Genomic DNA, 26,985 nt, shown 5'->3' on the forward strand with positions numbered 1-26,985 from the left:
AGTCCTATTTCTTGATCCAGTCGGCGGCGTTCCAGGTCGGCGAGAACGGCGTCGGCTGAACGCCGGTCACGTCGTCGCGCACCGCAAACCCGTACGTGGGAGCATACAAGAAGAGGTACGGCAGACCGCGCGCCATCCGCTCCTGGACTTCCTTGTATAATGAAGCGCGCCGAGTCTGGTCCGAGCTTCCGAGCGCCTTCGCCTCGAGCGCATCGATCGCGGGGTCGCAGTAACCGGCGAAATTCGAAATGCCGCGGCAGGTGACCAAGTCGGAATCATCCGGATCTTCGCCGCTCCGCCACGCGAGGTACGCGAGGTCGTATTCGCCCGACAACAGCAATCCATGCTGCGACTTCGGCAGATAGAACTGCGCGACTGTCACCTTCTTCACGGTGACGTCGATGCCGCGCGTCCGCAGCATCGCCTGCACCATGATCGACGTCCGGACGGCGGTGTCGCCTTCGGGAAACGTCGCGAAAACGATCGAGAGCGGTTTTCCGTCCTTTTGACGCACCCCGTCCGGTCCGCGTCGCCAACCTAACGCGTCGAGCGCTGCATCAGCGGCTGCCGGATCGAAGCCCGGCTCCTTGGCGGTTCGCGAGTAGGCCCATGAAAACGTCGGCTGATCGACGTCGGTCACCGGATACTGGCCGTGGGTGATATCGCGACTGAGCGTTGTCCGGTCGATCGACATCGCGATCGCCTCACGCATTCGCAGGTCGTCAAAGGGCTGACGACGGCAGTTGAACGCCATCGCGCCGAATCCAGCGAACGGCGCGAAGACGAACCGCATGCCCGGCGCATCCCCGAGACCGATGCGCTGCGCCGGCGAGAGCAGCGACCAATCGAGATCGCCGGTGCGAAGCATCGTCAAGTCGGTATTGATATCCGGCACCTCGCGGACGACGATCTCATGCGTCTTCGGCGCGCCACGATAGTAGTGAGGATTCGCCTCGTACGTGATGTGGTCGCCGCGCTGCCAGCTCGCGACCTCATACGGCCCCGTGCCGATCGGGCGCTCGTCGAACGATGCGTTGCGAAGGGTGTGTCCTTCGAGCAGGTGGGCTGGGATGATCGGCACCGGGTGCACGCCGTAGGAGAAAAAGGTCGAAACGGCAGGCGCCCACGGCTTATTGAGGCGGACAATTGCGGTGTACGGGTTGGGCGCGTCGATCGATTCGATCAGATCGTATCCGCGCGTCGATGCGATGTCGTTGCGTGGATCCATGATCGCTCGCCACGTGAACCAGACGTCGTGTGACGTGAACGGGGCTCCGTCTTGCCACTGTACGCCATGACGAAGGTGGTATGTGATCGTGCGGCCGTCCTGGCTGATCCCGCCGTTCGTCGAACTGGGCACGGCTGTCGCAAGCGCGGGCACGAGCTTGCCACCCGGATCGACGTCGACAAGCATGTCGAAGGCGAGATGAGCGATCTGCTGCTCATCGTCGCTTTGCGCGAGCAGCGGATCGAGCGAATGCGGATCCTCGCTGATGTTGAACGCGATCGCGGTACGGGTCTGGGCAGGCTGCGAACAACCCGCTTGCATCAGTGTCGCGAGCGCCGCAAGTACGACGATGGTCGATCGATCTCGCATTAGTGCGGCCTTCGGCGACATCTGGGTCGATTCCGCATGGCCGCGGCGGTCGAGATAAATCTCGACCGCTCCCAAACCAGTGATAAGGAAGGTAGCGTGAGTCGATTCCCCATAAGCACGGGCGATGCCCGAGAGCGAATCAGAGCGACCCTGGCTGACACGGAGCGTCTTCGCGATCGCGATCGCGAGCTTGCTTTCCGACGCATGCTACGAGCTAATCATCCCTCTGTTGCCCGCGTTCATCACGTCGCTCGGCGGCGGTCCGGCCGCGCTGGGTCTCATGGAAGGCCTAGCCGACGGCATCGCGTTTCCGCTGAAGTTGACCGGCGGTGTCCTCGCGGATCGCACGAAGCACCGCCGCGCATGGACAATGGCCGGCTATCTCGGCGTCGGCATCTTCATGCCTGCGATCGCGCTCATGCAGTCGACGGTCGGCGTCATCACGATGCGCGCGGTTGCGTGGGCCGCTCGCGGATTTCGCAGTCCTATCCGCGACACGCTCCTCGTCGACGACACGAACCCGAAATATATCAACCGCACGTTCGGTTTTCAACGCTCGCTCGACACGGTCGGCGCGGTCATCGGGCCTGCACTTGCGATGACGTTCATCGCCATCGGCATGCAGACGCGCGACGCCATATTGATCGGCGTCGTCCCCGGTGTACTCGCCGGCTTGTCGTACCTGTTTGTCAAAGAGCGGCCGCGTTCGACCCCGCCACGCGCTCCGTTGCATCTCGCACTCGCCGGCCTTCCAAAAACGTTCCTCCGCTATCTCATCGCCGCCGGGGTTTTCGGGGCCGGCAACTTCTCCGCGACGCTGCTCGTCCTCGTCGCGATGCGTGCTTTCGCGCCGCACGTCAGCGGCACGCTGACCGTGACGTATGCGACCGGTCTCTATCTCCTCCACAACACGATCCAAGCGGCATCGTCGTTTCCCGCGAGCTTGCTCAGCGAGCGGATAGGCGCGGGCCGCCTGCTCGCCATCGCATTCGCGCTCTTCACGATCGTCGCTACCATCATTGCGACGGCGTCGGCTTCGATCGTCGCGGTCGTTATCGCGTTCGTGATCGCGGCGATCGGCGTCGCGATCGTCGAACCGATGGAAGGGACGTTTGCGACCCAGTTATTGCCGGCGGATCGGCGCGGTACAGGATATGGAGTACTCGCGTCCGTCAACGGCGTCGGCGACTTCGTCTCGAGCGCCGGCGTGGGGCTGCTGTGGCAGCTTTTCGGCCCAGGAATCGCCTTTGGCTCAGCGGCGGCACTCTGTGGCGCCGGAACTTTGCTGTTGCTGCCTCTCGCTATTCAAGCTCGCCACGTGAAAAACGACTGAAATCCTCGCGAGTGGTGACGGACGGGAGTGTCGAAGCGTTGACGTCTTGGGCGACCAATCGATCAGGTCGACTCGTAGGAGGACCCGAATGACAAAGAACTTCAAGACGATCGCGACGTTCGCGCTGGCCGCCGTTGCTGCGGTCACGGTCGGACGCTACGCCGCGTCGGCCGATTCATCGACGACGGCGGCCGTGACGCCGACGGCGACGCCGATGCTTGTCACGATCAAAGATTTCGCGTTCAATCCGAGCACGTTGTCGGTGCCCGTCGGCGGCTCGGTGACGTTCAAGAATCTCGACACCGCGTCGCACACCGCGAGCGACGCAGCCGGCACGTGGGATTCCGGCAATCTCGACACCGGCCAGTCGTGGACGTATACCTTTGCCAAGGCCGGCACGTACAAGATCATCTGCAAGTACCATCCGTCGATGAAGGGGACGATCGTCGTCGGCGGACCGGCGCCATCTCCGTCGCCCGCGGGCGATTCCGGTTACTAGTCGACGGTCAGTCACACGAATGTAGTAGGCCGAGCGAAGGTCGGCGTATGGTAAAACCGCAGCGGTCGAGATAAATCTCGACCGCTCCCATTTTTCTCGGTCACACGAATGTAGTAGGCCGAGCGAAGCTCGGCGTATGGTAAAACCGCGGCGGTCGAGATAAATCTCGACCGCTCCATTTTCTAAGGGTCTTGCGTGCCTCAGATCTTCCAACGCTCGAGTACGGCCTGCAACGTCCACGTACCAGCTGCATTTCGAGTCCAGCGCTCCCTTTGGCCCTCCACGTTCAGCGGTCCCCGCTCGAGCGTCCGCGTGACTATCGCAGTGTCGCCATTCAAAGAGCTAATGATCCTCGCGATAGGATATGGCATCCACGCGTACTCCAGTTGAAAGCGCTGCAACGCCTCGGGCGTCATCCAGCGGCAACATCTTGCAACTCCCGGTGTGTCGTCACCGACGATAGTCAATGTGTTCGCGAGCGACACCATGCTTGGACGCGTGAACGGTCCGCCCGCCTTATCCCCAAGGCTAAATGGAAGACGCTCGTCGAGGAACCGCTGGGTATTCCCGCCACTCGTGAGCGCAGTCGGATCGAGGTGGAGAGCGACGAGGGCTCCGGATGTATCGTCGCTCCGAGTTCCCGGCTCGCCACCGCAGACGAGATACCATTCACCTCGAAGGTCGGCGAAGAAGAGATCCTCGCCTGCGTAGATCGCACCGGTCGGTTGCCGGCGGACAAAGCCGTAGGTCTGGCCACTAAATTCGGAGAGTTCGACACCCGGGCCATCTCCTTCGTACGCTGATAACGCGGCCCAAAGTCGACCTCCAAGGATTGCTACGGCGCCGGGGCTGCCGTCGACTTCGCCCACGCTCGTCCAGTGGATGCCATCGCGGCTCGACCATACTATCGACGCGCTACGCGCTACCGGGCCACCGCGTACGAATATTGACTTGACGGATGCGCCCCAGATGCGTCCGTCGTCGGTACGGCTGAGCACCGCAAACGGGAACGCAGGCTCGTGGATCTCGTGGAAGCGGCGGTCAGCGCCGCTGGCGTATACCCGGCCGAGATAGGAAGCTACCCAGCCTTGGCCCGTCACATCACCAAGAGGATAGATTCGCCATTCGAGGATCGCCGCGTCGAGCGCGTCTTGGTCCGGATGGACCGGTGGCCACACGCGATCGCCCGATGTCAAGTTCGATAATGCCGAGAAGAGCCGGTTCGTGTCGCTCACATCGTCAGGGAACGTCAACGGAAATTCGACGTAGCGCCCGTTTCGCCAGATCTGAACGACGCGGTTCTCGGGATCCGCGAAGTAGAGAATACCGTCGGCGCCAGCGCCGAGCCCGTCGCCGACCGTATAGTCCGGTTGTGCCGGGATCGTGGGATACGAATAGTTGACGAAGTCGCTTGTCGTTGCGACGATTCGCCGCAGCCCATACGAAAACGCGAAATACGCTATGCCGTTTCGATACGCCCCTTGATATGTGAGATGGCCGAGGGGCAGCACCGGTGTCAATGTTTTGCCGTACGCGTCATCAGTGAACGACGGCGGCAACACGTCATCGGGTCCGACGCGCGCGAACGACGTACCGTGGCCTTTCGACCCATCGATCCAGACGACAAACGAACCGACGAGCGCGCGGTGATGGTCGGCCGACATCGCGATCGTCCGCAAGCGCACAGCGCCCACCTGACCGACAGCGTACGAGCCATCATCTTGCTTGAGCACTTGCAGACGGAATTCGTCCGCGGGCGAGACGAGCGCGCCGGTGGTCGCCTCGGTGACGCGGTCGAGCCGGATGCTCCCGCGAATCGAGGTTGCAGCCGGACTGCCGACGTCGAACGACGTAGACCGGCCACCGTCGACGACGATAACGCCCGACGAGCCGGACCATCGGACCGCTGTCGCAAGACCATCTGCCGTCAGCTCGGTCAGCGTACGGCGGCCGACATCGAATTCGTACGCCTGCGTCGGCGAGGCGCGGCGCCAGTCTCCGTCGATGGATCCGTTCGAAAAGCGAGCGAGCAGTACGGCGCGCGTTCCCGAAGCATCGAACGTCGCGCCGTCGAGCACGACGCCGTCAAGGCGGGCAAGCGGCAGTTCGAGCACGTGAAGAACGCGGCCGTCGCTCAAGGCGACGTCGCTATCAGCTGATGGAGGGACGCTCGAGACCCGCGGCGCCGCGCCGCATAAGCTGACGACCACGGCGATGGCGAAAAGCAGATAGCGCATGCGCATGCACGGGTGATTACCCCGCGAGTACGGGAAACCCCCGGGCTCTAGAGAATCAGCGAGCGATGCGCGTCGTCCAGATCTGGCGCTACCCGGTCAAGTCTTTGGGCGGCGAACCGTTGCGCTCGGTCGAACTCGGCAATGGCGGCATGCCGTTCGACAGGCGCTACGCCCTCATGGATTCCGATCCGAATCGCGCCGGCAGGCCCCTGACCGCCCGGATCGAGCGACGACTGCTCGGTTATGGCGCATCGGTCCGCGACGGCAAAGCGTACGTCCGCACGCCGGCGGGCGAAGAGCACGACGTACACGCCCCCGGTTGGCTCGAGGCGCTCAGCGCGGAGATCGAACGGCCCGTTTCGCTTCAGTCGTTCGAGACTGCGATCCACGATGATGCCGACATCCTCGTCGTCAATGCTGCATCGCTGCGAGCGCTGACGGACGATTACGGCGCATTCGTCAATCCATGCCGATTTCGGCCGAATTTCGTCGTCGACAGCAGCGGCCTGCAGCCGTTCGTCGAAGACGCCTGGGCGGGTCACGATATCGCTGTCGGCGACGCGCTATTGCGCGCACAATACCCGTGCGATCGCTGCGTGCTCACGACGATCGACCCCGAAACGCTCGCGATGGATCCGGCGTTCTTGAGATTGGTCGTCGAAAAACATGGGGGCCGCTTTGGGATGTATTGCTCGGTCGTGCGATCGGGCTCCGTCGCTCTCGGCGATGAGTGGCGCCCGAAACGCAAGTCGGAGGTTATAGTATGACGGATCGCAAGCGCGCGAAGAAGTCGATCGTCGTCATGACGGTGCTTGCATCGCTTGGCGGACTTTTGCTTTTCGGCCACGCGGCGAACGCCGATTCGCCTGCGCCGTATCGGTCGATGCCGAAGCAGGGCGATAACGTGCGGCTCGATGGTACGCTCGGCGGCGCTGCGACAGCGTGGGCATATGCCGATCGCAAGTGGCTCGAGCGCTACCTCCAGGTGACGATCGATGCCGCCGCGGCGAATCGCTCGTACTCAGACTCGCAAGTGCAAGGTCAGCTCGCGACCGTCGCCGATCACGTCATGCCGGTCCCCAACGGAACTGCAGCGCAGGTCGAGACCGTCCAGTCGTTTTCGTACGGCGGCCGAGCCGATACCGAAGTCCGCGTGATGATCAAGGACGGCCCTCTCAAAGGACGAGAGGTTTGGACGACCTGCGCGGAATTGGTCGACTCTGCGGGACACCCATTTTTGCAAATGTGACCGATGTAACAAGCAGGGGGTGTCCGGGGTCACACGGCCAGAGCCGTCGGTGACCTGACGCGCAAACGTGGGTTTGCCAGGGTCGGGACATCCGGCGAATCGAACGTCGACGGCCTGCGATGGAGCGCTCGGGATCGAGCGGCAAATAGGCGGCCGACAAAGCCACTGGCTAGTTTCGTATTTTATCGGAGCGATACGTGCACACGGACGAGCGGATCCCGGGAATCCTTCGAATGCGACGCGGCGTTGGCCGTGCGCAGACGCTCGTCGAAGTGATCGTCGCGATCGCTATTCTTTCAGTAATCGTCGTAATGATCACGGCCGATCTGACGAACATCACGAAGGCCGATTCGGCCGCTGACCGCAGCATCGAGATCTCGAGCGCCAACTTTCTCCTCGGCGTGATGAAAGCAGATCCGGGATTCTGGAAAGGTCCGAACGGCGGCGTCGATTGGGACACTGGCCCCGACGATTCGTGCTACGTGGCACTTGGCCCATATACTGACTCAGGGCCAAGTCCCGCGCCGAGCTGGCACTCGATACCACCTCCGCAACCCGGCTGCTCATTTCCGTACTCCGATGTCGGCGCGCCGCAGCAGGGCGAACCGAATCAGGGCGCGAGTCCCGCGCCGGTCGGTGATGAAGTACAGTACATGTGGAACGCGAGCGAGCACAACGGTGACCCAAATGCGGCAGACCTAACCGTGTGGGTCCGCCGTGACACTGGCTCGCCCATATACGAGTACCACGCGATTCGCTACACGTCGCCCCCAGCCGGAACGCCAAGTGGACCAACACCAACGCCCAACCCGACCAGATCGGGCGGCGGTGGTGGCGGTGGCGGTAACCATAGTCCAGGCCCGTCGCCCTCACCCACCGGTATCGGTGTATGACGGTGCGAAGGAGATCGTGCCGCCGCGCTTTCACACTCGTCGAAATGCTCGTCGCGATGGCGGTCATGGGCGTCGTGATGTCGTTCGCCGCCCTCGAGTTCAGAGCCGTTGTCTTTAACTACCTCGGCATCGACTCTCATCTTTCGGCCGAGCAGCAAGCGCGAGTAGCTATCGCAAAAGTGGATGACATTTCGCGCCAAGCAAGCGTTGTGGACAGCGTCGATCCCGCCGCTCTTCCGTCGCCGGCCATTGTTCAGCCGGCGAGTACAGCCGGACCAACATTGCAATTCACCAAGACGCAGTGCCTTGACTTGAGCTGCATTCCAACCCAGAACGGCGTGCCGAAACCGTGCTATGACACGGTCACGATCTTCGTCGTGCCGGATTCGTCAGTGTCCAATAGCGATCCGATCTTCCAACCGCACAATCTTATCGAGCAGACCGCGCCGATCGACCCAACGCGAAGCGACTGCACGGGCGGTGACAAAGCGGCGTCGCGCCTAATCGCCCGCAACGTCGAAAATTTTACGGTGCAGAAGGCCGAGTGTGGGAATGGAGGCGGGAACTGCACGTACGGCCAGGGCTACAGGATCGACATTTCAATTTTCGACTACGATGACCACAGCGCGAACAGTCACGAAGGAACGCTCTATCACCTGTCGTCTGTGATCACGCCCCTCACGTTCGGTGAGTCGAAATGAACGCCGCACGCGCGCGAAATCGCAAACCGCGGCGGGGAGCGGCGCTTATCCTCGTCCTCCTGCTAGTCTCCGTTTTCCTCATCCTAATGGGTTCGGTCATCGACGCGCTTGCACTCGAATCGCAAAGCTCAATCGAGAGCGCCGACTCCGCCTCCGCAGTAGCGGCCGCGTACTCGGGTGTCGACCTCATGATCCTCTCCATCGAGGAGTTCTACGACAACGGTATCCAAGGAGGCCAGCCCCCTCAGACCGTATCATGCCAATTCGGCCGACCCGGCGGTGGCAGCGTTTCATCGTCGTGCACTGCGACGATCGCGAAGACCTGGAATGGCAACGGTATCAACTACTATCTTATCCGCTCGAACGGAAGCGCGTTCCCAACCCCCGACAAAGAAGTCGATCGGCAAATCGTCGCGCTCGTCAAACAAGTGCCGTTCGGCGCCTACGCACATTTTAGCGAGTCCGAGCACAGCAACACCGGCGGCCCGATCTGGTATTCGTCGAAGCAAAGCTTCGACGGCCCCGTTTACTCCGGCGGCAACATGCACATCATGTACGACAGCAATTCGACGACGCCGATCTTCCCGATGGGTTTCACTACCGACCAACCCCAGCAAAATCTCCAGTGGATGGACATCGAAGACGGCAACCACAGCAAGCCGAACACGCAGCAAGAATATTACTCGGTCTTCGGAACGAGTGGCCCTTCGTTCACGCAGAGCGCCGTCAATCTGCCGGGGTTCGCGCAAAATCTTGACATTTTCAGCGAGGCGTTCTACGGCGACAACCAACATGGCGACCTGACTGACTTGCAAAACGCCGGACAGAACGCGGGTGTCTACGTAAACGGTGGTGACCCTAACTGTCCGTCAAGCACGCTCTGCAGCGGTATTTTCGTATCGGGCAGCAATGTGACCATCTCGTCGACCAGCGTCGCTAGCCCGAACGGTGACCTGTCCTCAGGAACGCAAACATGGACGATCAACAGCCCATCGTTCGCTACAACGACGGTCACTGTTGATTTTGGCGCAAACACGACGACCGTCTCAGTCAATGGCGGTTCGACGAAGACGTACACGGGCGTCGCGTCGGGCGAACAGTCGGATTCCAGCCTTGGTAATGGTGCCATCTTTGTCGATGGTAGCCTATCCATTAGCGATGGTAGCACCGTGCACGGACAATATACCGTTGCCGTGCCTGACCCACCGGTCAACAACGAGGGCATCACGCTCGGCGGCAGCGTCACCGATGCAAGCGACCCGCGAAACGGTCCATCACAAGATGAGTTGGCGTTGTGGGCTGACACGGTCTCGCTCAAGTCCGGAAATAATAACCCTCTGATCGAGGCTATGGTATTGACTGGTTATGCGAACGAGTGCATTGAGAATAACTGCGGCGGCTGGTTCGCCAATGGCTATTGCAGCGCAAAGGGCTGCAACGGCGGTGGCACTGGAACACTGACGCTTTACGGCAGTGACATCGAAAATCTGCGCGGCAAGATGGGAACCGTCGATACCAACGGCGATCCGATCGCAGGTTACTTGCGAGCTCAGACGTACGACCCACGCCTTGGCGCCGTCCCGCCGCCGTTCTCACCGACCACAAACCTCTACTCGATCGTCGCGATTCAAGATGTCGGCTGGGGCGTTTCGGCTCCGCGCTAGATCGAACGCCGAAACCTTCTCCGAAACATAGAGATATCGGTTTAGGCCGATAGATTTTGTGTCGCCGACCGGTGTGCGAGCGCCATGATCGTCAGCATCGGATTGACGCTGCTCGATAGCGGGAAGACCGACGCGTCCACGACTATCAAGCCCTCGACGCCATGCACTCGACCGGTCTCATCGACGACGCCCTGCGCGGGATCGCGATGCATCCGGCACGTTCCCATTTGATGCGCTGAGTAGACTGCGAGCCGGTTCGGCGCAACGCCCCGTGCGTGCAGCGTGCGTGCGAACGACGTAAGATTCTTATCGGACGCGCGGCGGCGCTCGAGCTCGATCGGATCGGTGTGGAGCGTCGTGACCGAACGAGCTCCCGCCGAAAAGGCGAGGCGGACGAGCCCGGCGAGCGCCGCGAGCATGTGGGAACCGTCGAATGAGTCGACGCGATAACGGACGTCATCGCGGCCGTCGTCGCTTACCGAGCCTTCGCCGCGATCGCGGGTCAATACGATGAGCGCCGCTGCGTTACGAAGTCGCGCCATGACCGCGGCGTGCGACTCTTGCGATCGCCAAGCTATCGCAGAGGCCGCAAGGCCAGGGTGGGCGGGCACCGCTTCGAACTTCGCACCGTACCCGTCGTCGATATCCTCGAACTTGTCGCAGACGATCGTCTGCATCGGTCCGTGCCACATCTCGACCGGTTCGTCGAATTCGGCGAAGATAGCGGTCGTCGGATGAAGGCGTAGGTGCTTGCCGAGGTGCGGCGACTCGACGCCGCTGCGACGGAGGATGCCAGGCGAACGTAAACTGCCGGCACCTAAGACGACCGTCGACGCTCGGACATGCATCTGCCTGCCGTCGGTAAGGGTCGCTTCGACGCCGGCAGCGCGTCTATTTTTGATAATGATGCGCTCGACGCGCGCACCGGCGACGATGCTCGCGCCGGCGGCGACGGCGTCACGAAGATACGTCTGAGCGGTCGAGCGCTTGTTGCCGTACGCGCATCCGAATCCGCAATAACCGCAGCCATCGCCGCAATGCGACGCATTTCTCGGGATCTCGGAATGCGGCCACCCGAGCGATCTCGCGCCGCGCAGCAAGGCGGCGTTGTTCTCGTTGTGGAGATGAGTCGTTGTGATGCCGAGTCGCTCGCTCACGGCCTGGTACGGACCGGCAAGCGATGTGCTGAAGTCGATCCCGCCGGAGGCCTCTGACCACTGTCGGGCCACTTTGTCGGTCAACCGGAGCGACGTGCACCAATTCACCGTCGTGCCGCCGCCGATGCATGAGCCGGCAAGCACCGAGATCGAAAGGTCGTCGGTCGCGCACAAGCCCGACTCGAGATAGAGAGAACCGAACGCGTCGGCCTCGCGCTGCATCGATGCGATAGTGTCGGGTGCAGGTCCCGCCTCGAGTACGACGACCCGACGGCCCGCTTGCGAGAAGAGCGCCGCGGCAACGCCGCCTCCGGCACCAGACCCGACGACGACGACGTCGCAGTCGATATCGCCGGCGGCCTCAACGACTGTAAGATCCGAAATCGTACGGATGTCCGACCGCGAGCCTGGGTAACCGATTGACGGCCAAAGCGGATTTGCGCCGGCCTCATCGGTCGCAGCGTACGTGACGAAGCCGCACAACCGCTTGAACACCTGAAAACCCATCCGCAGTTGTGCGAGCCGACTGTCGGCCATCGCGAGCAAGACGCGCTCGCGACTGCGAAGATCGAGCGACGCGAACGATTGCCATCTGCCGCTCAGCGCGAACGTCAGCAGCGGTCCATCGAGCATGCCGATGAGAGTGCGGATCTTCGCGAGCCGGTGGGGAGCTAATCGGCGCAGCGCAGTGCGAAGCGCCTCGCCCGCGATGGAACGGTCCGCGTCCGGCGGCGCAAACGTCGCAAGCAACGCATCGAGAGTCGCTGATTCTCGGTCGGTGAAATCGCCGATCGTCACGCGCCGCACTCCGTGGGGCCGCTACTCGCTTCCTGCGCTTCGCGACCGCGCTCGAGGGACAGGCGTCTCGAAGCGCGGTGATTAACCTGGGCCGTCATGGCGCTCATCGCTGACGCTCTCAATGCGCGACCGGGCCTTCAACGCAGGTTGTTCTTCCTCGCGCGCCGCTTCGTGCCGGGCGAGACGATCGACAGCGCGATCCAAGCGGTCAAGCAGCTCAACGGGTACGGCCTCACCGCGACTCTCGATTTTCTCGGCGAAGACGTGCTCAACGAACGCGAAGCTGTGCAGACGACGCAGACGTACCTCGAGATGATTGACCGGATCAACGCATCGGGCGTCGATTCGAACGTCTCGGTGAAACTGAGCGCCATCGGACAAGCGATAAGCGAAGACCTCGCCGTTTCGAATCTCGAGCGGATCATCGCGAAGGCACGACCGACGGGCATGTTCGTCAGGCTCGACATGGAAGGCTCGGGAACCGTCGACTCGACGTATCGGATCTGCGATCGCGCGCGGGCGTCGTACGAAAACGTCGGACCGGTCGTCCAAGCTTACCTGAAGCGAGCGGCGGACGACGTCGTGCGCCACATCAGGTCCGGCGTTCGCGTTCGACTCTGCAAAGGCGCCTACAAAGAGCCGCCCGAGCTCGCATATCAGAAGATGTCGGACATACGGCGCAACTACATGGATCTCGCCCGCTCGCTCCTTTCGAACGGGGAATATCCGGGGATCGCGACGCACGACGACAGCTTGATCGATGGCGTCCTCGCCTATGTGAGAGAGCAGAAAATCCCGGCCGATCGCTTCGAGTTCCAGATGCTCTACGGCATCCGGCCGGAGAGACAACGCGCGATCGTAGCCGGCGGTCATCGGCTGCGCGTCTACATCCCCTTCGGCACGCACTGGGCCGGGTATTTCGCACGACGTCTCGCCGAGCGAAAAGAGAACGTATTTTTCGTCGTGCGCAGTCTGTTCTCGAAGTGACGTGATGGCGTTTCGCTTCGGTACCGTCTATGTGAAAGAGCGTCCCTTCGGCGAGGTGCGCGACGCGCTCGTCGACCTCATGGCCGAATCCGACCGCACACCAGTCTACGAGCGCGGCATCGAGCCGACGCCCGACGATACGACATCGGCGAAGATCGTCCGCAGTTTCGCGGTCTTGCCGCCTGAAGACGACTGGATCGCGGTCCTCGAGGACGGCCATCCGGTCGATGACGGCGGCGTCGCCGAAGGACTCTCCGATCTGCTCGGCGCTGAGGTCTTACATTTCTCGTACGACGACGAAGAAGGCGCATGGTCGTACGAGTCCTATTGGGAAGGCCAGCCGCTCGAGTCCGGCGGCGCCGACGATGAGGATTACGACGTGAGCGCGGCCGAGTTCATCCGCTCGCGATCGCTGCCGCACTTCGGCGTCTACTATGAGGAGGTCGCGGCCGCAGCGGGTGACGCGCAGCCGGTCGTCGGCGCGCTCCACTTCATCGGTACGATCGTCGCGCGCGTGCCTATGGGCACCGAAATCTTGACTTTCCGCCGCGGGGGTGCGCCAGTCAGTTAGGTCGTTGCGACCTTTCCACAACGCCTCGCCTCGGCCGTTTTGACGAGCGGACTCACGTGAAGGTCGACCGCTCCGACGGCAGCAAAGGCGTACAGAACCAGCGATTTTGATGAGGACTGACATGAGCGTCAACGGCAACCCGAAGACCCGAACCGAAAAAGACTCGATGGGCGAGATGCAAGTCCCCGTCGACGCACTGTATGGAGCGAGCACGCAGCGCGCCGTGCTCAACTTCCCGATCAGCGACCTGCGCTACCCGCGGCGCTTCATCCGCGCGCTCGGTCAAGTCAAGCTCGCTGCGGCCGAGACGAATTCGGAGCTCGGGCTCGTCGATCGCGAGATAACCTCGGCGATCGCCGAGGCGGCTCGCGACGTCATCGACGGCAAGCTCGACGCGCAGTTCGTCGTCGACATCTTTCAGACGGGTTCGGGCACCTCGACGAACATGAACGCGAACGAGGTCATCGCGCACCTCGCGGCGTCGAAGAAGAAAACAGAGAAGAAGATCCACCCGAACGATCACGTCAACTTCGGACAGTCGAGCAACGACGTCATCCCGACGGCGACGCACGTCGCGGCGGCGAGCGCGATGAACGAAGACCTCATCCCCTCGCTCGAGAGGCTGAAGACCTCGCTCGATAAGAAGTCAAAAGAGTTCTGGGGCATCATCAAGACCGGGCGCACGCATCTGCAAGACGCGACGCCGATCCGCCTTGGGCAAGAATTTCTCGGTTACAGCGGTCAGGTCGAACGCGGCATCGCGCGTGCCAGGGCGGCGATCGCCGAGTTGAGTGAGGTCGCGCTCGGCGGCACGGCGGTCGGCACCGGTATCAATACGCACCCGCAGTTCTCACACAAGGCGTGCGCGAGGCTCGCCCATATGACGGGCCTGCCGATCCACGAGACGATGAACCACTTCCAAGCCCAGTCGACCCTCGACAACTGCGTCGCCGCGAGCGGGGCGCTCAAGACGATCGCCGTTTCGCTGACGAAGATCGCGAACGACATCCGGTGGCTCGGTTCAGGGCCTCGCGCGGGCATCGGGGAGCTCGATCTGCCGGCCGTGCAGCCGGGATCGTCGATCATGCCGGGCAAGGTCAATCCGGTGATCTGCGAGTCGGTGCTCATGGCATGTGCGCAAGTGATCGGGAACGATGCTGCCATCGCCGTCGGCGGTCAGAGCGGCAACTTCGAAATCAACCTGACGATGCCGATCGTCGCCTACGACCTCCTGCAATCGATTTCGATACTCGCGAATGCGTCGAAGAATCTCGCCGCGCAGTGCGTCGACGGGTTGAAGGCGACATCGCGCGGACCCGAGATGGTCGAGCGCGGGCTTGCGATGTGCACGTCGCTGGCGCCGATCATCGGCTACGACGCCGCCGCGGCGATCGCGAAGGAAGCCGCGAAGACCGGCAAGACGATCCGCGAGGTCGCACGCGAACAGACGAAGCTGTCGGAGCAGGAGCTCGCGAAGATCCTTGATCCGGCGCTCATGTGCGAGCCGAGCGCGGATCGCGTCGGCGCCGGCGGGGGCTAGCCGCTAGCTCGTAAAAACCGCGGCGGTCGACCGTAAAGGTCGACCGCTCCCCCTTTAAATATCGAGGCCGCGGCGGTCGAGCTAAAGCTCGACCGCTCCCTATTTCTAGTTGAACGCGTTAGACGGCGATCGGTTCGGAGGGCGGAGAGTGCGAATCGATCTCCTTGACGTTTTCGCGCGCTTGCGAGAGCGCTTCGTCGAGGAGATCACCGACGGGCCGCGGCCCGGTCGGATCGACGACCGTCATGCCGACGCGCAGCCGTTCGTCGTCGCCGAGGCGGCGCTTAAGCCAGCCGAGCGAAGGCCTCGATCCGGGCGTCAAGATGATGCCGAATTCTCGCTCGGCGGTACGTCCGACGATGTCGGACGCGCGGAACAGCCGGCGCATCATCGGAGCCGCATCGGCAGCATCCGGCACCTCGACGACCGCTACGGTCAAGCCTGAACGGTCGACCGCGGCGAGCTGAGCGATGCGGCCGAGCTGTATGACCAAACCTTGCCGGTTGGCAAAGCCGGTCTGCTGATCGGTCAATGAGGGATCGAGCGTCGAGCTCGCTTCGCCTGCGAGCAGCTTCTTGCGAAGATCGGCGAGCAGCACGATCGGCAAGACGATCGCGGCGACGACGCCGCACGCCTGCGAAAAGTACCAGCCGATCGTCGATGGCCCGTTCGACCACGAGACGGCGATGACGTCGGCGAACGACGCGGTCGCGGCGAGAACGAGCCATGCGCGAACGATGCTGTCGCGACGCAGCGCGACTGCGAGCAACCCGATCGCGACGAGCCACAAGAACAAGAGCGTCGCGACCCATACCGGCGGCAGCACGGTCGCACCGAACCACGACTTGAACAACGAGGGATCTCGCCACAGCCACACCGCCGAGCCGCAGACGAGTATGACCGCGAGCAGAAGCGGACCGCGCATGAACGCGCCCGCGTCGCGCAAGAACACCCGGGTGACGACATTGCGAGCTCCGGCATCGGGGATCTCGAGCGCGCGTCTGCTCGTCCACTCGTCGTCGAGCGCGATGAATCCGATGATGCCGAGCGCGGCGGCGCCATGCCACACGACCCAGAACCATCTCGACGCCGCCGGTCCGAACGGCCACCACTCAGGCGCGACGCCCGGATACGTCACGGTGTACGCGCCGATCGCGATGCCGCAGATGATGTACGCGGCGGCCAGCAAGACGAGCGCTGGCGAGCGGCTGATGACTAGGCGGTTCGACAGCAAGAATGCCGTCGCGAGATACGCGACGGCCGTTACGGCTCCGATCGCCGAAACGAACGCACCGGATGCCGGATACGACGAAGTCCAGGCTGAGAGCGCGAGAATGGCGGCGATCGCCATGACGGTGAAGCCGCCCCAGACCCCGGCCCACCCCAGCGTCGCGGAATCCGTTTCGGGCGCGAGCGGTGGCGCCGTTGCCTGATCCATACCTAGTAGTAATTCCCTTCCTGGAAACCGCCTAGACCCGCCTCGCAGGCAGCCGTCCGAAGGGTCGGACGGAGGGCGTCCGCAACCGTCACAGGATGGAACGTATAGGCCTCATCGGCGTCGGCGCGATGGGCGAACCGATGGGTGCATCGCTGCTGCGCGCGGGCTTCCCGCTGTGCGTCAGCGCACACCGTTCGCGGGAGCGGGTTGAACGTCTTGTGAAAGCCGGCGCGGCTGAGGCGCCGGATCCGGCGGCAGTCGCCGAGCGCTCGGATGTCGTCATCACGATGGTGCCCGACTCGCCACAAGTCGAAGACGCCTTGTTCGGCGAGCGCGGCGCGGCGACGACGATGAACAAAGGTACCCTCGCGATCGACATGTCGACGATCTCGCCGCTCGCTACGCGCGCATTCCACGCGCGCCTCGCGAAGCAAGGCGTCCAGCTCGTCGACGCGCCGGTCTCAGGCGGCCCGAGCCGTGCGACGACCGGCGAGCTGACCATCATGGCCGGCGGCGATCAGGCCGCGTTCGACAAGTGCGAGCACATCTTGCGCGCGATGGGAACACCGACGTACCTCGGCGGACCTGGGATGGGCGAGACGGTCAAGCTCGTCAACCAGATCATCATCGCGACGATCATGATCGCCAATGTCGAGGGTCTCGTCTTCGCGAAGAAGGCCGGCGCGGATATCGCCGACGTCCGCTCGGTGCTCGCGACGGCCACGGCGAACAACTATCTGCTCGAGAAGTGGCTGCCGCAGACGTGGTTCGCGGGCAAGCGCGACGGCGGCTTTGCGCTCGATCTTCTCCGCAAGGATCTGAACGCCGCTCTCGACGCCGCCAGGCAGATGGGCCTCGGCCTGCCGTCGTCGGGCCTGACGTACCAGCTCTTCACCGCCGCGAGCGGCGCGGGTCACGGCCGCGAAGACTACAGTGCCGTGTCGGCGCTCTACGAAGAACTCGCACAAGTCAAGGTCAGCTGAGGTCGACGATTCCACCCATGCCGCCGAACATCGAAGAATTCAACGCCTATCGCCGCAAGATGAACGAGAAGATCCTCGCGTGCGGGCATCTCGGCATCAGCCGCTTCTTCAACCTCGACACACGCGCGTACGAAGACGGCGCGCTACCGGGCAAGACGAAGGAGCTGCTCGGGCTCGTCGCATCGCTCGTGTTGCGTTGCGACGACTGCATCACGTATCACATCGGACAGTGCGTCGCCCAAGGCGTCACCGACGAAGAGTTCTACGACACGTTCAACGTCGGCCTCGTCGTCGGCGGCTCGATCGTCATCCCGCACATGCGCCGCGCGTTCGACACGCTCGAGCAGCTGCGAGGAGCGTGAGTTTGCGTCAAGCCCATCTCACGGCGCCCCGGACGATCGAGTGGCGTGAGTCGAACGCGCCGAAACCCGGACGTGGCGAACTGCTCGTGCGCATCCGAGCCGCGCTCACGTGCGGCACGGATCTCAAGACGTATCGCCGAGGTCATCCGAAACTCGCCTATGGGCCGTTCGGCCACGAGGCATCGGGCGACGTCATCGCGGTCGGCAAAGACGTCGATCGATTCGCCGTCGGCGATCCGGTCATGTGGGTCCAGACCGCGCCGTGCGGCGCGTGCGAGAAGTGCGCGCGCGGCTTCGAGAACCTGTGCGAGCATCTCTTCGACGACATCGCGCTCGGCGCGTATGGCGACGAGCTGCTGCTGCCGGCGAAAGTCGTCAGACAGAACGTCTACAGAAAACCCGAAAAGCTTTCGTACATAGAAGCGGCGTTCTTAGAGCCGTTTTCGTGCGTCGTGCACGGCTGGAACGTGCTACGGCGCGCCGATGCCCGGCGTCCGCTGCCGCCCGACGTCACGATCATCGGCGCGGGAACGATCGGCTTGCTCCATCTCATCTACGCCGTTCGAGCCGGCGTCAACGCGACCGTGATCGCTCGGGGCGCGCAGCGGAGCGAGCTCGCGGCATCGCTGGGAGCGAAGACCGTCATCGAGGCGGAAGACACGAAAACCGTCGACGCGCTCGCCGGCAGCGCCGGCGCAGTGTTCGAGTGCGCGGGTACGCAGTCGACATGGACCCTCGCCGCCGCGCTCGCACGCCCGGGCGGTCGCGTCGTTCTCTTCAGCGGCTTGCCGTCGGGTGCCGTCGCGCAGTTCGATGCGGCGAAGATCCATTACGGCGAGATCGCTTTGCTCGGAGCCTTCCACTTCACACCGGCCGATGTCCGCGAGGCATACGAGCTCCTCGGGCGCGGCGGCATCGATGTCAAGCCGCTCGTATCCGGCGTCGAGAAAATGGATGATATCATCGACGTCTTCGAGCGGCTCGACCGTCGCGAAGGCCACAAGTTCGCGCTCGTGCCTGACGGCGAGGACCCTCGATGGACGTGACCCGCGCCGCGATGTACGACCGCGACGGGTCGATCTCGATCCGCGAAATCGAACTGCCGCAGATGAACGACGGCGAAGCGCTCGTCCGCATCACCGCGTGCGGCATCTGTCCGGGCGAAGCGATGGATTGGTACGTCGCCCGCAAAGCGCCGTTCGTCCTCGGACACGAGCCGGTCGGTATCGTCGAGGCGATCGGAGCGGGCGTCGATCGACTGAGAAAAGGCGACCGCGTCTTCATCCACCATCATGCGCCGTGCATGACATGTAAGTGGTGCGAGCGCGGCGACTACGTTCAGTGCGAGACGTGGCGACCGGCGCGGCTCGTTCCCGGGGGCATGTCCGAGCGAGCGGTCGTCCAAGCGCAAAGCGTCGCCGTGGACATGCTCACGTTGCCCGACGCGGTCGATGACGACGTCGCCACGTTCGTCGAGCCGCTTGCGACCGTCGTCAAGTCGCTCGATCGAGCCGGCGACGTCCGAGGCCGTTCGGTGCTCGTCATCGGGCTCGGCGTCATGGGCTTGCTTCACGTCATGCTCGCAGGGCGACGCGACGCGGCGCTCATCATCGGCGTCGACGGCGTCGACATCCGTCGCGCAAAGGCGCTTTCGATCGGTGCGCATGCCGTGTTCGCGCCCAGCGAGGCAGTTGCTCGCGTCAAGGAAGCGACCGGCGGCGGCGCGGACGTCGTCGTCGTCGGCCCGGGTTCGACGGCAGCGATGGATGCCGCAGCCGCCTCGGTCGCGCCCGGCGGCACGATCGTCTTGTTCACGCCGCTTCCGCCAGGCGAGCGCTGGGGTATCCCGGTCAACGACTTGTTCTTCAAAGACGTGCGCATCACGCATTCGTACAGCGCAGGTCCTGGCGATACGCGCAAAGCGTTGGAATTGCTCGAAAACGGCCTACCGGTTGCCGATCTCATCACGCACCGGCTGCCGCTGACGGATGTGCGAAACGCATACGATCTGGTCCGCGACGCGGGTGAAGCGCTGAAGGTCATCGTATATCCACAGCGATCGTGAAGAACGCCTTCAGTCCCGATGCGAACAGCTGGTCAGGCATCGAGCCCGTCGGCTATCGGGCGGGCCGTCGAGACGAACCGGGTCAAGGCTATCGGGGCGTCACCAAGCACGTCATCTCCGGCGACCGCGGCGAGCCATCATCTTTCGAGGTCCGTTATTTTGAGATCGAGCCAGGCGGCTACACGCGGCTCGAAAAGCATCGCCACGTGCACTCGGTGACCATCATCCGCGGACGGGGCTACGCCGTCGTCGGCGCCGACATCCATCCGCTCGGGACGTTCGACCACATCTACGTCGGACCGATGACGATGCACCAGTTCGTCAACGACGCGGCCGAGCCGCTCGGCTTCATCTGCGTCGTCGACGCCGAACGCGACAAACCGCAGCCGGCGACCGACGACGAATTCGCCGATCTGTCGCGCTCCCGCGCGCTCGCGGGGAAGATCCACCGGTAGTAGTAGGCCGACCGAAGGTCGGCATGCCGAGCTTCGCTCGGCCTACTACAATCTTGCAACTGGAGAGGCCGCGGCGGTCGAGATAAATCTCGACCGCTCCCTATTTATTAGTTGGGCAGTAAAGAGATCTGTTGAGGAGCAGGGGCGGCGAAGTCCATGCACGGTGCCGCGCGATACGGACACGTCGCGCACTGCGGTCCGGCCTTAGCGGTGAGGTCAGCGTTGCGGATCCCGGCCGCGACGGCCTCGACCTCTGCGCGCACCGTATCATCGTCCGGCAGATCGACGCGCTCGAGGCTCACGCCGCCCGCGCCGATCCGCAGGATGGCGCACGATGCGATGTCTTCGCCGTACGCCCTCGATGCAGCGATGCGATAGAGCGCCAGTTGAAGAGCGTAGTGCTCTATCGCGGTGATGCCGGTTTTATAATCGATGATGAGGCGCCCGCCGGTTGGATCGTCCGCGATGAGATCGATGAAGCCGGTCACCTCGACGCCGCCGACGTCGAGTGTGAACGGCGCCTCGACGCGCACCGGCTTCCAACCCGCGAGCGCGGCCATGACCGCCTCGACGCTTGCCGTGGCGCGATCGCGCTCGGCGCGCGACGGTTCGAGCGCGAGATCGCGGATCGCAGCGTCGATGTACGCGGCCGGCGATCGACCTTGCGCGCGGCCCCAGGTCTCAAGCGCCCGGTGGACGAGATCGCCGTACGTGCCGGCAGAAAGCAGCGAATCGCGCGACCGTTCCGAGGCGTCCAGCTCCTGCGGATCGGCATCGTCAGCTGTCGAAGCCGAACGGCCAAATCCGGGCAGACCGTACGCGAGCCGGTACGTCACCGAACGCGGGCATTGCTCGAACTGCGAGATCGATGAGAACGAGAGCGCCGGTACTTCGACCTGAGGCCGAATGGCGCGTTCGAGCACGAAATCGCCGACCGGCAATGGCGCAGCGGACACGGCCGGCGATGAGCGGACGAAACGCGCGCCGGTGCGAGCCGGTTCGTCGAGCGTCTTCCAGCCTCGCCGCTTGATCCACGAGAGCGCGTGCTCCAAGAACTCATGGACTTTGCCATCGGGGTTCTTGCCGGACGCTGGTCGTCGAAAGCCGCTGACGAATAGCTCGTCGCGCGCTCGCGTAAGGGCGACGTAGAACAGCCGACGTTCCTCGCGCTCGCGCTCGAGGTCGCGCTCCCGCTCGCCCGACGTCAAACCGCCCGCATCCGCGGCAAGGTCGACGTACGTCGTGTGGAACGGCCGTTTGAGGTCCGGCCCCTCGCCGGCGAGCAGCGCCCCGCTCCTCGGATCGAGGCGTACGGCGGCGTAATCCGGCGGCATCTGCGGCCAGACGTCGATGACGAACACGACCGGCCATTCGAGCCCTTTCGCCGCGTGAATGGTCATGACATTGATCGCATCGGCGGATGGCGGATCCGCTTCTTGATCGTCGGCCTCGGCCAAACTCAGCTCGCGAACGTATTGGTCAAAGTCCGCAGCGCGCGAGCCGGGATTGCGTTCGGCGAACGAGCGCACCATCGCGGACAGCTTTTCGACGTTCGCGCGCGCCTGATCGCTGCGGTGGCCCGACCGTGTGTCGGCGGTCAGCAGCAGGCTGGCGCGATCGACGACCGCTTCCCAGGCGATGACGAGCGGTGCGCCGCCGAACTCCTCGAGCGCATCGATCGTGCGGCGGAACCGGTCGAGCCGGTTACGTGCATCGGCATCGAACGAGTCGGGAAGGTCTTCGACGACGGCTCTGCTCGAGAGGTGCGAACCCTCGATGCGCATGTCGCCGCACAGCGCGGCGATCGAGGCATCGGAGAGGCCGACCGACGGTGAGGAGAGGACGCGAGCGGCGGCCGCATCGTCGAGCGGATCGGTCACGAGCCGCAGCCACGCGAGTGCGTCGAGCACCTCCGGCGCCTCGTAGAAACCTGCGCCGCCGTACTGGCGGAACGGCACGTCGCACGCGTTGAGCGCCTCGATGAGCGGCTGGAGCTTCGTCTTGCGCCGGCTCAAGATCGCGATGTGGCGCGGCGCGAGCGGTTCGAACTCGCCGGGCCGGTCTTGGCGTTCGACGCTCCGTCCGCTCGCCAACAGCTCGACGATCTTCGCCCCGACCCATTGCGCCTCGAGCTCGCGCGTCCGCGCGGCGTTCGGCGGCTCGCCGCCGACCAACCCCCAATGGCTTGCGGCATGGACGACCGGAGTATCCGCTTCACCGCGCGTCGCCTGGAGCGGCTCGCGATCCTCGAAATGCGATCCGATGACCGAGTGCGCGAGATCGAGGATCTCTTGCCGCGAGCGTCTGTTCTCGGTGAGCGCGAACGTGACGCAGGCCGGCTTTCGGCCGAAGAGAGCGAGATTGAGCGGATCGATCCCGCGGAATCCGTAGATCGTCTGACGAGGGTCGCCGACGACCATCACGCGTTCGCAGCCCTCGCCGAACATCGCCTCGAGCAGACGGATCTGGCGCGGGTCCGTGTCTTGATACTCGTCGACGATGCAATGGCGGAAGCGGCCGCGCAGCGATCGTCCGATGTCCGGCCGCTTCACGATCATGTCGTGCGCGATGTTGAGCAAGTCGGCATACGTGAGCGCGTTGCGATCGCGCAGGCGTTCATCGTAGCGCGCGAACAGGCCGGCCGCGGCTTCGACGCGAGCCCGCTCCTCACCGAGCTCGCGCTCGAACGCGCGATCGCCGATCTCGGCGATCAACTGTCGCGTCTTGCCGACCTTGAAGATCTTGCGACACGGGTTCGCGCCGAACGCGTCGGCGGCGGCGAGCGCGCGGTCGCGAAACGCGGCGATCGACTCGCCGCGATCGCGCAGCCGCTGGCAGATGTCGAAGAGCGCCGTCCGGACCTGATCGACGACGAAGAACCGGAGCGCAAACGATGCCGCATCGCCGCGCACCGCGCCGCGGATCATATCGTCGAAAGCATGCCAGAACTCGACCCGCGCGTCGATCTCGTTGATGAGCGTGCTATCGGGCGAAAGATCGAGTTCGAAGCCATGCTCTTTGAGCAGCGACAACGCGAAGGCGTGGAAGGTGGCGCATTCGGGCGGCTCGACCCCCGGCCCCAACCGGTTCATGATCCGCCCACGCAGCTCGGCCGCCGCCTTCTTCGAGAACGTCAGAAGCAGGATCGACGAGGCGGGGCAGCCGGCGGAAGGATCATCATTCAGCTGCGCCACGCGCTCGACGATCGTGAACGTCTTCCCCGTGCCCGCGCCGGCATCGACGAGCGCCGGGGCGGTGAGCGGGTGTCCCATGACCGATCGTTGTTGCGCGGAGGCGGTCGCGTGTTTATCCGGCGCGATCATCACGTTCACCGTACGCGATCGAGCCGGCGCCCGGGCAGATCGATTTGTAGCCGCACCACTTGCACGTCACTTCGTCGGCGGCGGTGACGAACGCGGTGATGCCACCGCTCGAGACCTCTCGGACGACGCCGGCGGCGATGATGTCGTAGATCTCGTCGAGTTGCGCCCGGGGCAGCGCATCGCGCTTGCCGTCGCCGAACACCGTCGCATCGGCGTGGATCTCGCCTTTGTCCTTGTCGTTGCCGCCGAGGTAGAGATATTCGACCCGCGATACATGCGCACCAAACGCAGCCTCGACAGCGCGAACGTAAAGGTAGGTCTGAAGCTTGAGACCGTCCGGGGCGCTCCCGAACAACCCGATACCAGGAGACGCTACATCGAGCTGGCCGATGACCTCCGCAGCGTATTCCGCGCTCCCTTTTACCGTGCGCATTTTGCCGCTCTTATAGTCGCGCACGACGAGCGTTCCGTCTTCGAGACGGTCGATGCGATCGACATAGCCGACGAGCTTCGCGCCGCCGACCTGGATCTCGATGCGGCGCTCGCACGCGAGGACGGTGAACGGGTTGTCGCGTGCTTCATCGACGAGCCAGCGAGCGTAGGCGCCGAGCTGTCGCATGATGCGAGCCAGCTCGTAACGGAAGAGCGGAGCGTCTGGCGTGATTCCGCTCTCGACCGCGGCGCGAACCGCTTCTTCGCGTGCGATCGGTGCAAGCGCGTCGACGATGTCGCCCGCGACGAGTACCGGCGCTGCGGCGCGAGAGAAGTCCGTCGCCTCGAGATGGTAACGCTCGAGCACCCGATGGACGAAGCGCCCCATCCGAGTCGAGTCGTCATCATCGGTGGACAACTGCATCGGATATTTGTAGAACCAACGGCGCGGGCACGCGACGTAATCCTCGATCGCAGACGGCGAAAGGCGGTCGAGCGGCCATGCGAGCGCGCGAGCCGGCTCGTCGACGAGCGTGCGAGCGTCGATGTATGCGCCGAGCACCGGGCGTGACGCGAGATAACGCTGCACCTGCGGCAACGCGCGCTCGCTCGCTCCGGCGGCCGCATACGCCGCCGCGAAGCCGTCGTAGTCGGTGCGATCGGCGGTCACGGGCGCGGGTGAGCGCTCCGCGATCAGCTGAGCGAACGTCGAGAGCGGTTGTTCCGCCGCATCGTCGCCGAGCCGCGCCGCCGTCGCGATGACGTCGAGGCGAGCTCTCGTGAGGGCGACGTACCAAAGGGAGGCCTCTTCGAGCTTGCCGTCGTCGGAACTGCGGACGTACGGCAACGGCCTGTTACCGAGAAGAGGATCGGGTCGCGGACGAGCCGGCAGCACGCCGTCGACGAGTTGCGGCACGACGACCATGTCGAACTCGAGCCCCTTCGCGGCATGGATCGACATGACGGGGACGCCGGCGCTTTCCGCCCGCGGCTCTTGATATGGATCGCCGAGAAGGGAGACGAGCGGATTCAGTTTCGCGACGAAACCTGCCGCATCGAGACGTTCACCTTCGCTCGCGGCGATGTCGGCGACGTCGCGAGCGGCCTGCACGAGCGTCGCGAGCCGGGCCGGCGACGCCGTCGCGTCGAATCCCGGCACGTCGCGTTCCGCTCGCATCGGCCACAATAGGTCGAGTTCGCGGACGATCGTCTGGATTAGGAACGCGGGATCGAAGCGGTACCTGGGCTTGACGGCATTGCGGCACGCGTCGAGCCGAGCGGCAAAGCGCGACCACTCCTCGCGGCCGCGCGGCGGCGTGGCATCGAAGGCGCGTCTCGGCGCTTGAAAAAGATCGGGGTTCGCGCCGAGCGCGATGCTGACGGTCAGTGGACGAAAGCCGACGAGCGGATTTGTTAGCAACCGGCGCCACGCGTCTGCATCACCGTCGCCGGTGAGCACGTCGATCGTCGATAGGACGGCTGCTACGAGCGAATCGTCGTGAAAGCCCGCGGTCGATTGGGCGGCGACGGGGATGCCCCGCGCTTGGAGTTCGCGCGCGATCGCGCCGCGATACGGTTCGACGACGCGCAGCAGAACCGCGACCTCGCTCGGCTTCGTGCCGGCGCGCACCCGTTCGGCCACCGCGTCGGCTATCGCGTTCACCTCGTCGTGCGTCGTCTCGACTTGCATGAGGCGCACCGAACCGGAACCTTTGTTGTGCGGGTCGGCGGTCGTCAGCGACTCAGGTCGAAGACGAGGCGTCTGATTCGCGACGTCGAGGATCGCCTTCACGGAGCGGCGGTTGAGGCGCAGCGTCAGCTGATCGCAGTCGAACAGCGTTATCGCCTTCTCGACGTTCTCGGGAGCCGCGCCGCGGAAGCGGTAGATCGATTGGTTGAAGTCGCCGACGAAGCACATCGCCGGCGTCGGCGGCTTCGCGTGCGCGGAAGCGCCGCCGAAGACCTCGAGCAATCGCAGCTGCATCGGATCGCTGTCTTGGAACTCGTCGACGAGGACGTGCTCGAACGGAAGCCGCGCGCGAAGCCACACGTTTGCCTGCGACTTCGGATCTTCGAGCGCGCGCACGGCATCGACGACAAGATCGCGGAAATCCGCCAGTCCGAGCCGCGTGCGCTCTGCGTCCATCATCGTATAGAGCCGCGCGAGGTCGGCGAGCCGGGCGTCGCCGTGCGCCTGTTCGGCGAACGCGTCGGTCGTCACGCCATCGCCTTTCAGTCGTGCGATGAGATTGAGCGCAGCCGTCGCGAACGCAGCACTGTGAACGACGTCGTCGTCGAATGTCTCGAGCTTGACGTCCTTGATGAGGCGATCCCAGATGAGACGCTCTTTGACCGGTGTCAGGAGGTCGCGGCCGGCACCTCGCGGTGCGTCGCCGTCGAGCAGCCGCTTGCAGAAGCCGTGAAACGTGTAGACGTGGAGCTCGGGGACGGCGATCGATCCGCCGGAACGCTCGCGCATACGCTGGACGATGCGACGCCGCATGCCCGCCGCCGCACGCCGGGAAAACGTGAGCACGAGGATCGCTTCCGGGGAGATGCGATCGTCGTGGACGATCGCGGCGAACCTGCGCGCGAGCGTCTCAGTCTTGCCGGTGCCCGGCCCCGCGAAAACGATGAGATGATTGCCGCGGTGCTCGATGACGAGCCGTTGCTCAGCGGTGGGCTCGAAAAGCTGCATCGC

The 26,985-nt window shown here is 64.1% G+C and carries 21 protein-coding genes; 15 read left to right on the forward strand and 6 right to left on the reverse strand.

Annotated elements, in window-relative coordinates; translation table 11 throughout:
* Window positions 1-4 precede the first annotated feature (4 nt).
* Entirely contained in the window at window positions 5-1,597 is a 1,593-nt protein-coding gene (locus VFO25_00340) for a peptide ABC transporter substrate-binding protein (protein HET9341343.1), read from the reverse strand.
* Between the two features lie 124 nt (window positions 1,598-1,721).
* Between VFO25_00340 and VFO25_00345 the strand changes: the two genes are divergently transcribed.
* Window positions 1,722-2,930 carry an MFS transporter gene (locus VFO25_00345; GenBank protein HET9341344.1) on the forward strand — a complete coding sequence of 403 codons (1,209 nt, stop codon included), beginning with the start codon at window positions 1,722-1,724 and terminating at the stop codon, window positions 2,928-2,930.
* Between the two features lie 88 nt (window positions 2,931-3,018).
* On the forward strand, window positions 3,019-3,429 hold the full coding sequence (locus tag VFO25_00350) for a cupredoxin family copper-binding protein (GenBank protein ID HET9341345.1): 411 nt from the start codon (window positions 3,019-3,021) through the stop codon (window positions 3,427-3,429).
* Window positions 3,430-3,629: 200 nt separating this feature from the next.
* Here the strand turns inward: VFO25_00350 and VFO25_00355 are convergent, their stop codons facing one another.
* On the reverse strand, window positions 3,630-5,672 hold the full coding sequence (locus VFO25_00355) for a hypothetical protein (GenBank protein HET9341346.1): 2,043 nt from the start codon (window positions 5,670-5,672) through the stop codon (window positions 3,630-3,632).
* Between the two features lie 59 nt (window positions 5,673-5,731).
* Here VFO25_00355 and VFO25_00360 point away from each other — a divergent pair, with 59 nt between their 5' ends.
* From VFO25_00360 to VFO25_00380, 5 genes are all read left to right on the forward strand, one after another.
* Window positions 5,732-6,433 carry an MOSC domain-containing protein gene (locus tag VFO25_00360; GenBank protein ID HET9341347.1) on the forward strand — a complete coding sequence of 234 codons (702 nt, stop codon included), beginning with the start codon at window positions 5,732-5,734 and terminating at the stop codon, window positions 6,431-6,433.
* The gene (locus VFO25_00365; protein HET9341348.1) at window positions 6,430-6,915 is read left to right on the forward strand and encodes a hypothetical protein; all 486 of its coding nucleotides are present in this window, start codon (window positions 6,430-6,432) and stop codon (window positions 6,913-6,915) included. The genes VFO25_00360 and VFO25_00365 overlap by 4 nt, the downstream gene beginning before the upstream one ends.
* 233 nt (window positions 6,916-7,148) lie before the next feature.
* Window positions 7,149-7,808 carry a prepilin-type N-terminal cleavage/methylation domain-containing protein gene (locus VFO25_00370; protein ID HET9341349.1) on the forward strand — a complete coding sequence of 220 codons (660 nt, stop codon included), beginning with the start codon at window positions 7,149-7,151 and terminating at the stop codon, window positions 7,806-7,808.
* On the forward strand, window positions 7,805-8,509 hold the full coding sequence (locus tag VFO25_00375) for a prepilin-type N-terminal cleavage/methylation domain-containing protein (GenBank protein ID HET9341350.1): 705 nt from the start codon (window positions 7,805-7,807) through the stop codon (window positions 8,507-8,509). The genes VFO25_00370 and VFO25_00375 overlap by 4 nt, the downstream gene beginning before the upstream one ends.
* Window positions 8,506-10,173 (forward strand): hypothetical protein, encoded by a 1,668-nt coding sequence (locus VFO25_00380; protein HET9341351.1) that lies wholly within the window; start codon window positions 8,506-8,508, stop codon window positions 10,171-10,173. The genes VFO25_00375 and VFO25_00380 overlap by 4 nt, the downstream gene beginning before the upstream one ends.
* Before the next feature lie 41 nt (window positions 10,174-10,214).
* On the opposite strand, the gene VFO25_00385 is transcribed toward VFO25_00380, so the two are convergent.
* Complete coding sequence (locus tag VFO25_00385) at window positions 10,215-12,128, reverse strand: GMC family oxidoreductase (GenBank protein ID HET9341352.1); 1,914 nt, start codon at window positions 12,126-12,128, stop codon at window positions 10,215-10,217.
* A 96-nt stretch (window positions 12,129-12,224) separates the two neighbouring features.
* Between VFO25_00385 and VFO25_00390 the strand changes: the two genes are divergently transcribed.
* The 3 genes from VFO25_00390 to VFO25_00400 all read left to right on the forward strand — a co-directional run bounded on the left by VFO25_00390 (window position 12,225) and on the right by VFO25_00400 (window position 15,226).
* Window positions 12,225-13,115: a proline dehydrogenase family protein gene (locus VFO25_00390; GenBank protein HET9341353.1), complete on the forward strand. Its 891-nt coding sequence runs from the start codon at window positions 12,225-12,227 to the stop codon at window positions 13,113-13,115.
* 4 nt (window positions 13,116-13,119) lie between these two features.
* Window positions 13,120-13,686 (forward strand): hypothetical protein, encoded by a 567-nt coding sequence (locus tag VFO25_00395; GenBank protein ID HET9341354.1) that lies wholly within the window; start codon window positions 13,120-13,122, stop codon window positions 13,684-13,686.
* Between the two features lie 109 nt (window positions 13,687-13,795).
* On the forward strand, window positions 13,796-15,226 hold the full coding sequence (locus VFO25_00400; protein ID HET9341355.1) for a class II fumarate hydratase: 1,431 nt from the start codon (window positions 13,796-13,798) through the stop codon (window positions 15,224-15,226).
* 118 nt (window positions 15,227-15,344) lie between these two features.
* Here the strand turns inward: VFO25_00400 and VFO25_00405 are convergent, their stop codons facing one another.
* Window positions 15,345-16,664, reverse strand: coding sequence for a GGDEF domain-containing protein (locus VFO25_00405; protein ID HET9341356.1), 1,320 nt, complete (start codon window positions 16,662-16,664; stop codon window positions 15,345-15,347).
* A 95-nt stretch (window positions 16,665-16,759) separates the two neighbouring features.
* On the opposite strand from VFO25_00405, the gene VFO25_00410 reads away from it, so the two are divergent.
* From VFO25_00410 to VFO25_00430, 5 genes are read left to right on the forward strand one after another with little or no spacing between them, the layout of a single operon-like run.
* Window positions 16,760-17,647: an NAD(P)-dependent oxidoreductase gene (locus tag VFO25_00410; GenBank protein ID HET9341357.1), complete on the forward strand. Its 888-nt coding sequence runs from the start codon at window positions 16,760-16,762 to the stop codon at window positions 17,645-17,647.
* 17 nt (window positions 17,648-17,664) lie between these two features.
* The gene (locus VFO25_00415; protein HET9341358.1) at window positions 17,665-18,009 is read left to right on the forward strand and encodes a carboxymuconolactone decarboxylase family protein; all 345 of its coding nucleotides are present in this window, start codon (window positions 17,665-17,667) and stop codon (window positions 18,007-18,009) included.
* A gap of 2 nt (window positions 18,010-18,011) precedes the next feature.
* Window positions 18,012-19,055, forward strand: coding sequence for an alcohol dehydrogenase catalytic domain-containing protein (locus tag VFO25_00420; protein ID HET9341359.1), 1,044 nt, complete (start codon window positions 18,012-18,014; stop codon window positions 19,053-19,055).
* Window positions 19,046-20,074: an alcohol dehydrogenase catalytic domain-containing protein gene (locus tag VFO25_00425; protein ID HET9341360.1), complete on the forward strand. Its 1,029-nt coding sequence runs from the start codon at window positions 19,046-19,048 to the stop codon at window positions 20,072-20,074. The genes VFO25_00420 and VFO25_00425 overlap by 10 nt, the downstream gene beginning before the upstream one ends.
* Window positions 20,071-20,529 (forward strand): cupin domain-containing protein, encoded by a 459-nt coding sequence (locus VFO25_00430; protein HET9341361.1) that lies wholly within the window; start codon window positions 20,071-20,073, stop codon window positions 20,527-20,529. Before VFO25_00425 ends, VFO25_00430 begins: the two co-directional genes overlap by 4 nt.
* Window positions 20,530-20,636: 107 nt before the next feature.
* Here the strand turns inward: VFO25_00430 and VFO25_00435 are convergent, their stop codons facing one another.
* Window positions 20,637-23,852, reverse strand: a complete 3,216-nt coding sequence (locus VFO25_00435; protein ID HET9341362.1) for an ATP-dependent DNA helicase — start codon at window positions 23,850-23,852, stop codon at window positions 20,637-20,639.
* Window positions 23,836-26,982, reverse strand: a complete 3,147-nt coding sequence (locus VFO25_00440) for an ATP-dependent DNA helicase (protein ID HET9341363.1) — start codon at window positions 26,980-26,982, stop codon at window positions 23,836-23,838. Before VFO25_00440 ends, VFO25_00435 begins: the two co-directional genes overlap by 17 nt.
* Window positions 26,983-26,985 lie beyond the last annotated feature (3 nt).

The sequence above is a fragment of the Candidatus Eremiobacteraceae bacterium genome (genome assembly GCA_035710745.1).
Classification (GTDB): Bacteria; Vulcanimicrobiota; Vulcanimicrobiia; order Eremiobacterales; family Eremiobacteraceae; genus JANWLL01.